Raw genomic sequence first — 14,417 nt, forward strand, 5'->3', positions numbered from 1 at the left:
TTAATCAGCGCTCCCCTAACGATTCATCCAAAGTTTTGATGATGGGCTTCGTGATGTACTGCAACACCGTTTTCTTTCCCGTTTGGATTTCCACTGTCGCCGTCATGCCCGGTTGAATATCCAAAATCACTCCGGAATTACTCGCCAACTGATCGCCTGAAGCTTTAACTCGCGCCCGGTAATACGGCGTTTCTCCTTGCTGCAGTTCCTTCTTGATAGTATCAGCACTGATAAACACAACCTCCCCTGCCAGATCACCAAAAATCGTGTAATCGTAAGCATCCACCTTCACTACGGCGGGCAAACCCAGACGCATAAAGGCGATATCTGAAGGGCTAACTTTAGCCTCCACCAGCAAATCATCATCGAGGGGAACAATCTGCATGATATCTTCCCCCGGCTTGACAACACCACCAACCGTGGTAATCCGTACATTTTTAACAACCCCTTTCACCGGCGCTTTTAGCTGTGTCTGCTCTAACAAGCTGCGCCTCTGGGTTAATAGTTGTTGATTTGTTTCCAATTGCTCACTGACAGAAGCCAACTCTGACTGTACTTCCTGTAGATAATCATTTTTCCGCTTAACAATTTTCGCTCTAAGATCTGACATTTGTCGTTCAATACGAAGCAAATCCGATTTACTGACATCACCGCTTCTATACAACGGTAGGTTCATATCCAGCTCCTGCTGTGCGAGATCACGAATTTCATCCAGAGATTCAAGCTCTTCACGCAGTGCGCTCTGACGAATCTTGAGCAAAGCATCTTGTCGTATTTTAAATTCGTTATAGTCTACTAAAACCTCCTCATAGGTTGGTGGCTCATTCAACAACTCGGCAGTCAACCGGCTGACCTGTGCACTCAATGAGGCGACTTTAGCACGGGTTTCCAAGTAGGCGGCTTCTGCCCGGGTTTTATCAATTAGAACCAATATCTCTCCAGCATCCACCTGATCCCCTTCCTGCACCATAATGCCTTCCAGAATGCCGCCATCCTGAGATTGAATTAACTGAATCCGGGAACTGGCGACCACTGTCGCCGGCGCCCGGGTGATTTCATCGATTTCAGCCAGTGACGCCCAGATAATGAGAATCATAAAACAAGAAGAGATAAGCAACACAATGCGCCTGGAAGGCGCCAGGATATCATTCAGAGAATCATCCGAAGCCTCTTCACTGGCCCTCCTTTTGAATAACGCCAGAATATTAATCATTAAGAACCCTTCCCTGGCGCCTGTTTTTTCTGGCTTTGATTGTGTTGATAAAGCTCAGCCATGATGGTCTGGCTGTCACCATCCAGAACCACCTGCCCTTTATCAATCACGACAATACGATCAACCTTGGGCAACAATGCAGTTTTGTGGGTGACAAAAATAATGGATGTTTCTGGCGGAAAACCAGAAAGAATCGCGTTGATGGCTTTCTTTTCCGTATTAGAATCCATAGACGCAGTGGGTTCATCCAATAAGATAACCGACGGTGTCATCAGTAACACTCTGGTCAAACCCACAAGCTGACGCTGCCCACCAGACAATCCTTTACCGCCTTCAGAGATGGTCAGGTCAAGACCTTTGGAGCTTCCACTGATGACAGTGTCCAACCCCGTCTTGCGCGACGCATCAAGAATTCGTTCATCGGACGTGTGACCTACACCTAACAGGAGATTCTCTCGCAATGTGCCGTTAAAAAGTCGAACATCCTGAGGGAGATACACGACTTGCTCCCGAAGGAATTCCGGTGCAATAAACGACATATCCATACCATCGAGACACACCAATCCAGCGGATGGCTTATAAAGACCGGACAGCACTTTCAATAGTGTTGATTTACCAGATCCCACTGGCCCCACAATCGCCAGTCGCTGCCCCCCCGGAATAATAAGCTCCGGGATATTAATAGCCTGAGTTTCCTGATTGTAGGTAAAGCCAAGCCCTTGAGCTTTAATGTCTCCATGACAAAACCCCGGTATGATTTTGCGCACACCTTCCACATGATCCGTGGGTAAATTCAGGATGTTAGTCAACGCATCCAGTGCAATTTTTGCTTGCTTCCATTGCACAATAAGGCTCGGAATCTGCGCTAATGGCGACAACGCCCGACCGGAGATAATGGAGCAGGCAATTAACCCTCCCATGGTTAAAGCGCCCGTTGTGATGAGATAGGCTCCCACGGAAATCAAACCAATATAATTACATTGCTGGATAAGTTGAGTGAGGTTGGTGGCTTTGGTCGACAGAAGTCGTAAGTGCAATTCACTCTTGGCGATGGTTTTATTCAGTCGTTCAAATTTTTTACTGGCAACCCATTCGCTGCCTACGGATTTGAGGGTTTCAATGCCATCAATGGCTTCAATCATCAGGCCATTTTTAACATTAGACTCTTCCATATGTGTTGAGCTGGCTTTCTCAATGGGTTTTCGAAACAGCAAACCCACGGTAATTGCCAGAGGAATGGTAAACATTGGCACCAGTGCCACCGGCCCGGCAATAAGGAAAATAACAAAAATAAAAATCAGTGCGAAAGGCAAGTCCGCCAGTACAAACAATGTCGATGAGGTCATAAACCCTCTCACCGACTCAAAATGTCGTATCTGGGATGCAAAGGTGCCAACGGTTGCAGGTCGGGCATCCAATCGGATATCGAGAGCCCTGGCGAAAAAGGTGCTCCCTAAATTCAAATCAATCTTTTTCGCAGCATGATCCACCATAAAAGCCCTTGCCTGCTTCAGCAAAAACTCAAACACAATGGTAAACGCGACTCCTACGGTTAACACCCAAAGCGTAGAATACCCTTTTGATGGCACTACTCTGTCGTAAACCTGCATGGTGTACATGGCAGTGATCAAACCGAGAATACAAATAGTCAGCGTGGTAAATACCGCCTCAAGAAGAACACGACGATTAGCCAGTACCTGCTCTTTGAAAAGATCATGGGCGGAAATACTACCCGGAGGGATGATGCTTAAATCTTCAGTATCCAAAAAATGGACAACAACGCCCACCTCTTTTAATACTCCGGCCAGCTCTGGATGAACCTCACCATCCATATCTTCAATAATCCAGCTACCATTGGACTTAACACCCGTGACCAGATAACCGGTTGAATCTGAAAAAACAATATAGGGTGCTTCAGTCGTTAAAAGATCACCTTCATAAATAACCTCTCCCTTTTGCCCTGACTTAACACCAGAGCACACTGAATTAATAAAAGTGATCAGCTCATTTTCGGAGGAGATGACGGTTTCATTTCCATCAACAGCTTCTGAAATCGCAGCCGTTGAAACAGCAACACCTTTCATAGAAAGGAGTTTTTGCAGGACATGACATACCTGATTCCCACAGATATTTAATGCTCTACCCTCTGTCATTGATGGCCGCCCATCGTATCCGTTGATTCATCCATCAACATGCCAGAGGTCTGCAATATGCCTGTGTATAGCAACAAATCCACTTGGGATTTCTCCAAATCCACTTTAGATACTAGATAGTCGACCATTGTTTGATTTCTTTCACGCTGGGCATTCAAAACATCAAGCCAGGATTTTTTACCTGCCTGAAACTGCCGGACATAAGATTCAACCACGGATAACGCCCCGTCACTGGCAATCTGTAGGGGTGGAAGCAGCCTTTTAAGATTCTCAATGTAATCCACCTTATCATTCAATATCCGCCGATATTCACGTTTGAATGTTTCTATTCGCTGGTAAGATTCCTCTCTTTCACTGTATCTTGCTTTCAGCGTTGATAATTTCGAAAACCCACGCCCCGTCTCAAAAGATGCGGACAATAGAAATTCATCCGAGTGTTCGCCTGCATTTGTACTGCCAAGGTCTTTGCGATAATTAAGACTTATATTTGGATATTGAAGTGCTTTCTGGTAATTAATTCTTTCGCTGGACAATTCCAGCTCGGAGTTAAGGCGCTTAAATACCGGAGAGTAATTAAATCCTATGGCATAAAGCTTATCTTCTGGAGGTATTGAAGGGAGTGACAGTGTAGCAAAATTATAGTTGCTATAGTCTTTTCCCGTATATTCCCGCAACTTCTGGTAAGCCGATGCAATGTCACGCTCCAGGCGAATCCTCTCAGATATTGCAATTTCCAGTCGGGCAGCAGAGAGTATTTTATCAACTTCAGGGCTGACGCCAGTGTCTGACCTTCGCTTTATAACCCTTGCCAATTCTTTATACTGCCGTTCATTATCATAGGACGCACTGAGACGAGCCTTCAGCGTCATGATCTGATAAACCGTTTCAGCCGTATCCATAAGCAATGTTTGCAGTACTTCGATACCTTCTGCCTCGCTGGTTTGCCTTCTAGCTTTTGCCTGAGCAATATTTCCTGAGACTTTTCCACCATCCCAGACAACTTGGGTGATATTCAATGTGCTTGCCTGAGTCCCACGAGTATTTTCCTGCCAAGACACGGATAGTTCAGGAAAATATTCCCATCTTGCGGCATTAAGATTAGCCTGGGATGACTGAATACGATGCTGATATTCTGACACTCTAGGATTGTTATTCTGGGCTTGTTTTAAAACCGATATCAGCGACATGCTATTTGCATAAGCCATTGATGTCGCAATGCTTAACAGGAGTAACGCCAAGTGTTTTATCAAGCTATTCAAGTGATATCTCTCAAATTTACGCATAAAATAATTATGCGAAGTTTCGGGTAAATTTTTGCATACCTATCAATGTCAGCAATTTCCAGTAATTGCCTGAATCTTTGGAATACCCGTTATCACTACATATTTTTACGTTTGCAACAGAACAGCTAACCCATAGCTCGAAAAAATCGACACGTTACGAGGTTTTACCATTTATATACTTCATTCGAATTATGGTTAGTATCGGATGCTTATTGAATAAGTTAAAAAGTACATACTTGGAAGCCGCTTTAATACTTCCGAATATTTTATAATTAGCAAATCAGGTAAAATAGACAAACTCACGGTATATTCATTTGAAAAATGCCAAAGGTCTTGCTGGATGTTTCAACATCGCAAGCCTTCTCATCAACATACAAAACGTCCATCTTTGCTACTTCCCTCTGCCATGAATAGAACTGAAAAAACAAAACATTTCAATAAACCGAGTGGCAGGACAAACTCCGTGCCAGCCCAAACCATGAAGGAGAAAAGCAGCCTGCATAGTCGCAATCTTCATCAGGGTCGATATGATTTCCCACGTTTAATGAAAGCACTGCCTGAACTTGCTAATCACGCAATGAAAAACCCAGTTGGCGAGCCCACTATATACTTCGATGACCCAGTGGCAGTCAAACTATTAAACAAAGCATTACTCGCAGCCTATTATCAGGTCAGACATTGGGACATTCCCGAAGGGTACTTGTGCCCTCCCATCCCAGGCCGTGCTGATTATGTCCACTATCTGGCCGACTTGCTAACTCAAGAAGCAAAGCACCTGAACCACAAATTAATAAAAGCTTTAGATGTCGGTGTCGGAGCCAACTGTATTTACCCCATTATTGGTGCAACTCAATATGGCTGGCACTGTGTTGGTAGCGATGTTGACCCAGTGTCCGTTGAGAATGCGAACCTGATAGCCCAATCAAACCCTGTTTTACGAGGGAAAGTTCACTGTCGTTTACAGTCGAACAATCGGCATGTTTTCAAGGGCATCATTCAGCCTAACGAATATTATGATGTGACCTCCTGTAATCCACCCTTTCACAGCTCACTTGAGGAAGCACAAAAAGGCACTAGCCGTAAGCTAGCAAATTTAAGTGCCAACAAAGCCAAGCATGGCTCTATCTCCAGTAAAACGGGTAAAGCTGGCAATAGTACACCGCTGAATTTTGGCGGTCAGAAAGCAGAATTATGGTGCCCCGGGGGGGAAGCAGAATTTGTGAAAACGATGGCCTATGAGAGCCAGACTTTTTCTGATCAAGTGCTGTGGTTTACCACGTTAATTTCTAAAAAGGATAATGTGCGCTGGCTTCGAAAGCAGCTTGATAAAGTCGGCGCGAAAGCAATCACTGTCGTTGAAATGACCCAGGGACAAAAAACAAGCCGTTTTGTTGCGTGGAGTTTTAAAAATGATGAACAACGTACGGCCTGGTTGGCTCAGAAATCAAATAAATCCTGAGTCTGGAGGGTTTCACTAACCCTCATGGACGCACTGAACAACCTGTGCCAGCTCCATTGTTTTACAACCATACAAGATCAAAGAGCTGACACTACCAGAGGCTATTGTTTCAAAATCACTTCAGTGTCTTCTGCCACTCAGAGCTTTCAAACCACTTGCCATAGATTTTGTCGTAGGTACCATCCCCCTGAATCTGAGTCAGGAAGTTGTTCAGCCAGTTAACAAAATCTGGATCACCTTTACGCACACCCCAAGCCAGAGGCTCATAGGTAAATGGTGTATCAAGATGGATCAACTGATCAGGGTGCTGGCTGGCATAGACGGCATTAAACGGCAGATCGTAGATAAATGCGTCGACCTTATTGTTCGCCACTTCAATGGCACCGTCCGCTTCCGTTTCATACATTCTCTGCTTGGCTTTGCTCAACATACGCTTAGTTGCAATATCTCCGGTGGTACCTAAACGAGAAACTACCGTGTATTTTGGATCGTTCAAATCCTTGTAAGACTTAACCTTGTCTTTTAGGCCTTTGCGCAAAAGCACACTCTGACCAACGACAATGTACGGATTGGCAAAGTTAATCTGCAGATTACGTTCAGACGTCAGCGTCATGCCTGACATAATGATATCGAACTTATCCGTTACCAACGCTGGAATAATGCCATCCCATGCTGTGTTGACAATCTCCAACTCAACACCCATGGCTTTCGCCATCTGACGGGCAATATCCACATCAAAGCCGACTATTTTCCCTTGTTTGTTGGTCATTTCAAAGGGCATGTAACCGGCATCCAACCCCACTCGAAGCACACCGCGATCAATAACTTGATTCAGCGTAGACTGCTCCCAAATATCGTTATACGACGCAAACAGTGAAGAACTGAAGGCAAGTAAAAATGCCAGCATGGCGGTTATTTTTTTCATCTTCTCTCCTTTTGGCGGCCAGTATTTAGAAGCTGTCGCCTGTTTTATTATTGTTATACCGATCCCCCTGCCCTTTTTGATATATGTCATTCAGAGGGATGAGATTGTTACTACCTTGTCGCTTTGCCAGTTAGAATCGCAGCGACATACAACTAACGCCACCGTCCACTTTTTGAAACTCAGACGTATTCACTTCAATGACTTCATAGCCAAGTGCAGCAATTTTCTCCCGGGTAACAGGGTACCCTGATGGCATAATCACTTTGCCGTTTACCCAAATACAATTGGCAGCATAGGACTCTTCAGCAGGCACCACGATCAAGTTGTACTTTTGAAACTCTGGCTTCGTCACAAACTCGCCGGCGACCAATAGATTGTCATTTTCAAGATAGGCCAGCCCTGTCTTCAAATGCAGAACCTCTTCGAGGGTCACAATCGTACCGGTCATGCCATGGGCTTCAAGAATATTTATTAGCTGCAGCGCACCGTCTTCATTGGTTCTGGCCGATTGCCCGATGTAATAATGGCTTCCTACCTGCATCACATCGCCAGCATCTAATGTACCCGGCGCCTTAATCCATTCAACTTGTTGATAAAAACGTTGGATAGCAGGCGCGATCAGCTCTGCTTCATTTCGGCGACTCTCCGCACCAGGGCGGGTGATAATCGCGCAGTGGGGTGTACATAAAACAGCATCCTCGACAAACACAGAATCCGGGTAATCATTCTCGGGCGGTAACATGGTGATCTCAACACCACAAGACTGCAATGCCCGGATATAGTGGTTATGCTGCTCCATGGCTTTTTGGTAATCAGGTTGTCCCAAGCCCGCTTCGCTGAGTCCATCCACTAAAGCAGGACAGGGAGTACGAGTGATAACGTGCTTAAACATGGTTTCTGCCTTATTGATATTATGATGCTGCACTTTTGATACTGCACTTTCATTTTCACATCGTCGTATATTCAAGATACATGCCAAAATACAGAGTGCTTTTTCCAGTTGATCGATGAACTCTTCCCCCACTTTTTTACCTATATAAAGCTTAACTCTAGATCTACCGAGCACTTTGAGTAATCATCTACATAAAGAACCGACGATATTTCGACAGGCGACGATTTATCAACACCCTTAAACTGTATGTAGTGATCAAGTGTTCTAACAATAATGTCGAAGAGTGGTATAGGTGTTTTATGGAAGAACTGAACTGGTTGGTATCCTGCGTCAAAAATGTCTTTGATACTCTCGAGCAACCAGTCACGATGGTCGATCGTGATGGACACTTCATCTACTACAACCAAGCCAGTGCCCGAATGGATGGCACAGACCCGGGAAGCATCCTGGGGAAACACGTGCTGGAAGTGTGCCCCTGGTTAAGCGCAGAAGAGAGTTCATTGCTTCGTTGCATTGCAGAAGCGGCACAATTCACGGATCAATATCAGGCATACATTGGCTCAGCAGGGCTACGAATGCACTATATGCACAGCTCTATGCCGTTGTTTGGAAAAAACAGCAATATCATCGGCGCCATTGAAATTGGCCGCTCGTTGAAAGAAAAACCTTTCAGTGATGTCGCCAACGAATTGCCAGACATAATCACTGAAGACCCAGAAATGCATCGGCAAATCCGGGCAGTTGACATTTATGGCGCCAGCGAATTGCCGCTGTTGATTTACGGTGAAACCGGCACTGGAAAAGAGTTATTTGCCAGAAGAGCTCATGCCATCAGCTCCCGCAATCGACACCCTATGATTTGCCTTAATTGCGCAGCTATTCCAGAGACATTACTGGAAAGTACGCTATTTGGTACTAAACGCGGTGCTTATACCGGAGCAGAAAACCACAAGGGATTATTGGCATTAGCCGACAATGGAACACTGTTTCTTGATGAACTGAACTCCATGTCTGTCGAGCTACAAAGTAAGCTGCTACGAGTGCTTCAGGATGGCAGCTATCGCCCACTGGGTAGCCATCGTGATCAGAACACAAATTTTCGATTAATTGCAGCTATCAATGAAGTGCCTTCTGATGCCATTGAAAAAGGCAAGCTACGGGAAGACCTTTATTACCGAATTGCTGTCGGCCTTATTGCAATACCGCCTTTACGACAGCGTGCCTGCGATATAGCCGCCATTGCCAGACGATTCACCGTAAAGTATGGCCCTGAACTGAACCCTTCAATTACCTGCCTTGGCGATTCTGCAGTACAGCAATTAGAGGCGCATGACTGGCCGGGTAATGTACGTGAGCTGGAAAATGTTATACGACGAAGCCTGTTACTTTCCGAAGGCAATACGAGCCTAATTAATATAGAAATGATAACGAACTCCCCGACCAAACAAACCGCCACTAAAGAAATGACACGTTTGAATAAACAAAGCTCCTTAAAAGAGCATCTGTCTGAATACGAAACAAGTTTGATACAAAACACGCTTCAGCAACAGGAATTCAATCTTTCCGCCGTAGCTCGTGTTCTTGACATACCACGAACCACATTAATATCGCGCATGAAAAAACTGGGAATCCGATGAGTTTGGCATCATTTCTAATAGTCATTCAGCTTTGATAATTCGACATTGATCTTCAGCCATCGCCCTTACCGCTGCAATAGCGAAGTAGTTGTGCAAATGGAATCGAATATTTCTGGCCGAGTGGTTATCTACTATGCAAGGCGCAGCATAGGGAGCATAGCCTTAGCTATGTGACCGGCACTGCAACGCGGCAGAGTGGATGTCCACTTGGTCAGAAAATACGATTTCATTTGGTCAACTGCTTACACATTGACACTCGAAATAATCGACTATAATCGATCGACTATTTTTCAGTTCCCCGAGACACTGTGATCATTAATCAATTTCATCAACCGCTCTTTTCGGCTCTATTAATGTTGTCATTTTCGGCAGATGCAGACATGCACTTTGGACTGGGCAAAGAAGCATCTGAAAAAGAGATCTCAGCATGGAATATTGATGTCCGTCCTGATGGCTCTGGATTACCATCAACAGAAGGTGGTAATGCTATTCAAGGAAAAAACCTTTATCAACAACATTGCCAGTTCTGTCATGGACTGGCAGGCCAGGGGGGAGCCTATGATCAATTGGTTGGCAGACTGGAAAACGATAGCTTTCCGTTTGCTGAACACCATCCACCGGTGAACACCATTGGTAACTACTGGCCTTGGGCAACAACCTTGTTTGACTATATCCGTCGTGCAATGCCTTACACTCGGCCTGGCAGCTTGTCCGATGATGAAGTCTATTCTCTGACTGCATACATCCTTTATGAAAACAAGATAATCCCTGAAGACATGATGCTCACTGCCCATAACCTTCCAACCATCGAAATGCCTTCACAGCGTCGTTTCGTTCCTGATAACCGCACTGAAACCCAAGCTCTTAGATAATATGAATGGCAATAAAAAAGCATTTTCCCTTATTCGTCGCAAACTTCTAAAAACAGCAGCGCTTTCACCCTTTATGTATGCAGGCAGTACCGTTGCGGATGATTCTCGTCATCCAGGAGCCACTGCGACAGCAAAAAGTGTTCACTCTCCATTTGAGAACCTTGAGAAGAAAATTCGCACACCTCTACAGACTGAAGCGTTAACACCACTTCACCAACTTCATGGCACCATCACGCCTGCAGATCTTCACTACCAACGGCACCATTCCGGAGTGCCCGATATAAACCCGGACCAATACCGTTTACTCATTCACGGGCTGGTGGATAAAAGTCTGCAATTCACCTTGCAAGAATTGAAACGATTTCCTACTGTCTCCCGTATCGCCTTTCTTGAATGTTCGGGCAACTGTGATGACTATTTTACCAATAGCCCTCAGTCATCCCCCCAGGATATCGCGGGACTGACCAGCCAAAGTGAATGGGTAGGTGTCAGCCTTGCCACTTTACTCAGAGAGACGGGATTAAAACCCAAAGCTCGCTGGTTGCTGGCAGAAGGTGGCGACGCCTGTCTTATGACTCGAAGTATCCCCATTGAAAAGGCCATGGATGATGCCATGATCTGCTACGCCCAAAACGGAGAAGCGATACGCCCAGAGCAAGGCTATCCAATACGATTATTTTTACCCGGCTGGGAAGGATCCACTTCGGTAAAATGGCTTAGGCGATTGAAAGTAGGAGACCAACCATGGATGAGCCGAGAAGAAACTTCTCGATATACAGACCCATTGCCAGATAATACCGCTCGACAATTCAGCTTTGTTATGGATGCCCGTTCAATCATCACTTCGCCAACCTACCCTTCATTGATTGAAAAAGGCTGGCATGATATTCGTGGCCTGGCATGGAGTGGGCGTGGCGCAATTAAAGCGGTCGAAGTCAGTGTGGATGGCGGCGGTCACTGGCAGCCCGCCAAGCTTCATCCTCCCGTTTTAGCGAAAACTCATACCCGTTTTTCATTACCCTGGCTATGGAATGGCAAGGAAACGTTGCTATTAAGCCGAGCAGTAGACGAAACCGGATATATTCAACCCAGTGCGACGATGCTGATAAAAGCTAGAGGAATCGGATCTTTGCGATATCACAACAATGCTATCATTGGCTGGCGTGTCCATCAGGATGGCCGTGTGACTTATGATGTTGTCGCCTGAATTATCACACGACGCATTATGCGAGCTTGTTAGATATCGCGCTTGCGATATACCGCTTTATCTGAGCAGTAATGCAGATCAAAACCGATACAACATACCCAGTGATAATGCTGAGATGTCGGCTTCATAGAAATCAATATTTGAGCTTGATTTCATGACTGCAACACTGCCCATAGCGTTCCAGTTTTTCCAGCCAAAAGGCTCGCTATAAAAAAGCGTAAACGAAGCGCCATAAATATCATCTTTTTGCGTCTTTCCTTTGAAATCCTCAATCGGGTTTGCTTTGTCGTGTTTGTTTCTTCCAAGGACGAGATTACTCACTGTCCTCCAACGCTCCACTCCCCAAAGATGGCTTAACTGCAGCAAATACTCATCAGACGCCATCGCTTTACCATCCAGATCGTAGTGGGTCGCTTTGAGAGAGGGGATTAATGTCTGGCTGTCGTTTAATTGATAGTGATAAAGAAACTCAATGGCTTTTGAGTCTCCCTTTCTAGAAAGCAAATGCCTTTTTTCAGGGGATAAGTTGCTGTTCTGGCCATGCTCACCGCTGTGCTCTTTATCAATCTCGATTTTGCGTGCGGAGAGTGTAATCTGTGCATCGCTGCCCATGATATTATTCCACCCGAAACTTGCCCCGGTGGACTTTCGATCGGTATCACGTCGATTACTGTTCAACTGGTAGGGGTCTTCCCAAACACGGGTGGGAAATGCAGAAAACAACAGGGATGCAGAAAACTCACCCAACGCTCGGTATTGATGTCGTATCCCAAGGTCTGAGGTAAAATCGTATCGTATCCAATCCTCCAACCGGTTTCCGAGAAACACCTGCGTCTTACTATCAGCCCACGTGTATTTTAGTTCTCCTGTGATGTAGCCGGCTCCTTTAGATTCTGATTTTGGGGAAGTCGTAAGGCTTGAAATTCTTTTTTTAGAAAACGTTTCCGCCGAGTCGCCCGCTACGGTATTGCTTTTCAGGTCAATTCCATTAACACCAAGGGTTACAAACCCTGAGAACCCATCTTCATCAGGTATTCCTCCGTGCGCAGAATTCGCAGGATTCATGCTCAAAGCAAAAGTGCTGATCATACAAAACAGGCTTTTTTTCATTGATTCGACCCCTTAAACAAATAACCTAAACCAGTCGTTTAAGGTTAGATGACATACGAATCAAGTGTAGAAATTTGATTAGATTTATAGACTGTAAAACACAGCGATAAGCTCTGAGTCCTTGGGATTCTTGCATCTCATATGCTTCGAGCACTAAACAACCCCCATCGAAAAACGTTGGGGGTGCAACTCACAAGCGATTAACACATATTCAACTTACCCATTGCAGGGCTATCCATTGCTACGTCTCTATTCACCATTACCTGAGGAGTTGCTCGATTAAACAATACGACACTCAAGGCAAAGGTCAGCATTTCTGCAACAGGAATAGCGAAAAACGCCCCCTGAAGTCCAAAGACTTTCCAGAAAACAACGATTAACACCAATGGCAGTACCAAAGACCTGCTAATGGCTATCATGGCTGACTGGGTTGCCGCATGCATGCCGGTAAAATAACCCGACAAAGTGATATTCATTCCGTTAAACAAAAACGCAGGCCAGATCACCGCAATAATTGACAAAGTCAAACCCAATGTTGCGGTTTCGTCACTGCTGATAAACACACTGGCCAGTGCTTCTGGATACACTTGCAGAATCCCGGCAAAAAATAGACCAACCACAATGGCGAGACCAATGCCAAGTTTCATAAATTGTGCGATGCGTTCTGGCTTTCTGGCACCAAAATTGACACTGACCAAAGGACCCAGCGCTTCAGCAGTTCCATAGCCCACCATAATACTGAGCCACAAGATATAGTTGACGATGGTAAACGCTGCTACACCCGCGTTACCGATTTCAGTAATTAATATCCAGTTAATAACGAATATGATCAGACCACCGGACATTTCATTTATAAACTCAGAAAAGCCATTGTAGGCCGCTCGGAATAATTCAAACCAGGAACCATAGGGTTTAATCAGTCTTATGCGTGCTCCGCTGCCAATATAACGAAGCATCAGAAACACGGTGCCCACTGTATAGGCAATGCCACTGGCAAACGCCGCGCCATTGACGCCCAATCCCCACCACTTAATAAACAACGCATCCAGTACAATATTCGTCAGCGCCGTAATCACCAACCCCACTAAAGCAAAGTTTGGCGCATCATCAATCCGTGCAAAGTATGACAATACATAAGCCAGCCCCATAAAGAGCATAAACGGAGAAATAACTCGAATATACCCTGTCGTAAGAGGTAGGGTCTCTCCTCTGGCGCCAAGGAATTCGGCAATATCGCCGGCAAAAATGAATGCAAGACTGGCGACGATGACAGCAAAAATCACAATCACCGTTAATGACTTGGTGAAGATATTAGACGCTGTTCGGATATCGCCAGCACCCAGCGCTTTACCGGCTATGACAGCGCCACCCACCAGCATCATGACACAGATGCCAAAAAAGACAGAATAGAGTGGCACAATCAGGTTCACCGCTGCCAGAGCGGTTGCACCCACATAGTTCCCCACAAAGATGCCATCCACAATGCCTGCTGATGATATGGCCAACAGACCAAGAATGGAGGGGATAACAAAACGGAAAAAGTCGACAGTCGTATTACCGGTCGTCATCTTTTCATCAGTAGTATGGCCTGACATAGGGTTTCCTGATTGCCTACAGAGATAATCCGTAGAAGCAATGCTTCTCTTCCTTTGTGTATTGATTGATA

Annotated in this window: 11 protein-coding genes; 4 read left to right on the forward strand and 7 right to left on the reverse strand. The window is 45.4% G+C overall.

The window, feature by feature from the left end; genetic code table 11:
* Nucleotides 1-4: 4 nt before the first annotated feature.
* The 3 genes from Q1B11_RS09155 to Q1B11_RS09165 are packed head-to-tail and all read right to left on the reverse strand — an operon-like array spanning nt 5 to nt 4,553.
* On the reverse strand, nt 5-1,213 hold the full coding sequence (locus Q1B11_RS09155) for an HlyD family type I secretion periplasmic adaptor subunit (RefSeq protein ID WP_299731046.1): 1,209 nt from the start codon (nt 1,211-1,213) through the stop codon (nt 5-7).
* Complete coding sequence (locus Q1B11_RS09160) at nt 1,213-3,366, reverse strand: ATP-binding cassette domain-containing protein (RefSeq protein WP_299731049.1); 2,154 nt, start codon at nt 3,364-3,366, stop codon at nt 1,213-1,215. The genes Q1B11_RS09155 and Q1B11_RS09160 overlap by 1 nt, the downstream gene beginning before the upstream one ends.
* On the reverse strand, nt 3,363-4,553 hold the full coding sequence (locus Q1B11_RS09165) for a TolC family protein (RefSeq protein WP_299731052.1): 1,191 nt from the start codon (nt 4,551-4,553) through the stop codon (nt 3,363-3,365). The genes Q1B11_RS09160 and Q1B11_RS09165 overlap by 4 nt, the downstream gene beginning before the upstream one ends.
* A 574-nt stretch (nt 4,554-5,127) precedes the next feature.
* Here Q1B11_RS09165 and rlmF point away from each other — a divergent pair.
* The gene (gene rlmF, locus Q1B11_RS09170) at nt 5,128-6,108 is read left to right on the forward strand and encodes a 23S rRNA (adenine(1618)-N(6))-methyltransferase RlmF (protein WP_366139449.1); all 981 of its coding nucleotides are present in this window, start codon (nt 5,128-5,130) and stop codon (nt 6,106-6,108) included.
* Nucleotides 6,109-6,223: 115 nt separating this feature from the next.
* Here rlmF and Q1B11_RS09175 read toward each other — a convergent pair whose 3' ends face one another.
* Together Q1B11_RS09175 and ddaH are read right to left on the reverse strand one after the other, a co-directional pair.
* On the reverse strand, nt 6,224-7,033 hold the full coding sequence (locus Q1B11_RS09175; RefSeq protein ID WP_299731058.1) for a transporter substrate-binding domain-containing protein: 810 nt from the start codon (nt 7,031-7,033) through the stop codon (nt 6,224-6,226).
* Between the two features lie 130 nt (nt 7,034-7,163).
* A complete protein-coding gene (gene ddaH / locus Q1B11_RS09180) occupies nt 7,164-8,057 on the reverse strand; it encodes a dimethylargininase (protein WP_299731061.1) in 894 nt (297 codons plus the stop codon).
* Nucleotides 8,058-8,224: 167 nt separating this feature from the next.
* On the opposite strand from ddaH, the gene Q1B11_RS09185 reads away from it, so the two are divergent.
* The 3 genes from Q1B11_RS09185 to soxC all read left to right on the forward strand — a co-directional run bounded on the left by Q1B11_RS09185 (nt 8,225) and on the right by soxC (nt 11,641).
* Nucleotides 8,225-9,562, forward strand: coding sequence for a sigma 54-interacting transcriptional regulator (locus Q1B11_RS09185; RefSeq protein WP_299731064.1), 1,338 nt, complete (start codon nt 8,225-8,227; stop codon nt 9,560-9,562).
* Nucleotides 9,563-9,915: 353 nt separating this feature from the next.
* Nucleotides 9,916-10,434 (forward strand): cytochrome c, encoded by a 519-nt coding sequence (locus Q1B11_RS09190; protein WP_299731067.1) that lies wholly within the window; start codon nt 9,916-9,918, stop codon nt 10,432-10,434.
* A 1-nt stretch (nt 10,435) separates the two neighbouring features.
* Nucleotides 10,436-11,641, forward strand: a complete 1,206-nt coding sequence (soxC, locus tag Q1B11_RS09195; protein ID WP_299731070.1) for a sulfite dehydrogenase — start codon at nt 10,436-10,438, stop codon at nt 11,639-11,641.
* A gap of 78 nt (nt 11,642-11,719) precedes the next feature.
* Here soxC and Q1B11_RS09200 read toward each other — a convergent pair whose 3' ends face one another.
* Together Q1B11_RS09200 and Q1B11_RS09205 are read right to left on the reverse strand one after the other, a co-directional pair.
* Nucleotides 11,720-12,751 carry a DUF2860 family protein gene (locus Q1B11_RS09200; protein ID WP_299731073.1) on the reverse strand — a complete coding sequence of 344 codons (1,032 nt, stop codon included), beginning with the start codon at nt 12,749-12,751 and terminating at the stop codon, nt 11,720-11,722.
* Between the two features lie 200 nt (nt 12,752-12,951).
* Entirely contained in the window at nt 12,952-14,346 is a 1,395-nt protein-coding gene (locus tag Q1B11_RS09205) for an MATE family efflux transporter (protein WP_299731076.1), read from the reverse strand.
* Nucleotides 14,347-14,417 lie beyond the last annotated feature (71 nt).

The organism is uncultured Endozoicomonas sp., assembly GCF_947495845.1.
Classification (GTDB): domain Bacteria; phylum Pseudomonadota; class Gammaproteobacteria; order Pseudomonadales; family Endozoicomonadaceae; genus Endozoicomonas.

Coding starts and splice junctions, on each gene's coding strand:
- Q1B11_RS09155 (WP_299731046.1), bottom strand. CDS start 1,213: ATGATTAATATTCTGGCGTTATTCAAAAGGAGGGCCAGTGAAGAGGCT.
- Q1B11_RS09160 (WP_299731049.1), bottom strand. CDS start 3,366: ATGACAGAGGGTAGAGCATTAAATATCTGTGGGAATCAGGTATGTCAT.
- Q1B11_RS09165 (WP_299731052.1), bottom strand. CDS start 4,553: ATGTCGCTGATATCGGTTTTAAAACAAGCCCAGAATAACAATCCTAGA.
- rlmF (WP_366139449.1), top strand. CDS start 5,128: ATGAAGGAGAAAAGCAGCCTGCATAGTCGCAATCTTCATCAGGGTCGA.
- Q1B11_RS09175 (WP_299731058.1), bottom strand. CDS start 7,033: ATGAAAAAAATAACCGCCATGCTGGCATTTTTACTTGCCTTCAGTTCT.
- Q1B11_RS09185 (WP_299731064.1), top strand. CDS start 8,225: ATGGAAGAACTGAACTGGTTGGTATCCTGCGTCAAAAATGTCTTTGAT.
- Q1B11_RS09190 (WP_299731067.1), top strand. CDS start 9,916: ATGTTGTCATTTTCGGCAGATGCAGACATGCACTTTGGACTGGGCAAA.
- soxC (WP_299731070.1), top strand. CDS start 10,436: ATGAATGGCAATAAAAAAGCATTTTCCCTTATTCGTCGCAAACTTCTA.
- Q1B11_RS09200 (WP_299731073.1), bottom strand. CDS start 12,751: ATGAAAAAAAGCCTGTTTTGTATGATCAGCACTTTTGCTTTGAGCATG.
- Q1B11_RS09205 (WP_299731076.1), bottom strand. CDS start 14,346: ATGTCAGGCCATACTACTGATGAAAAGATGACGACCGGTAATACGACT.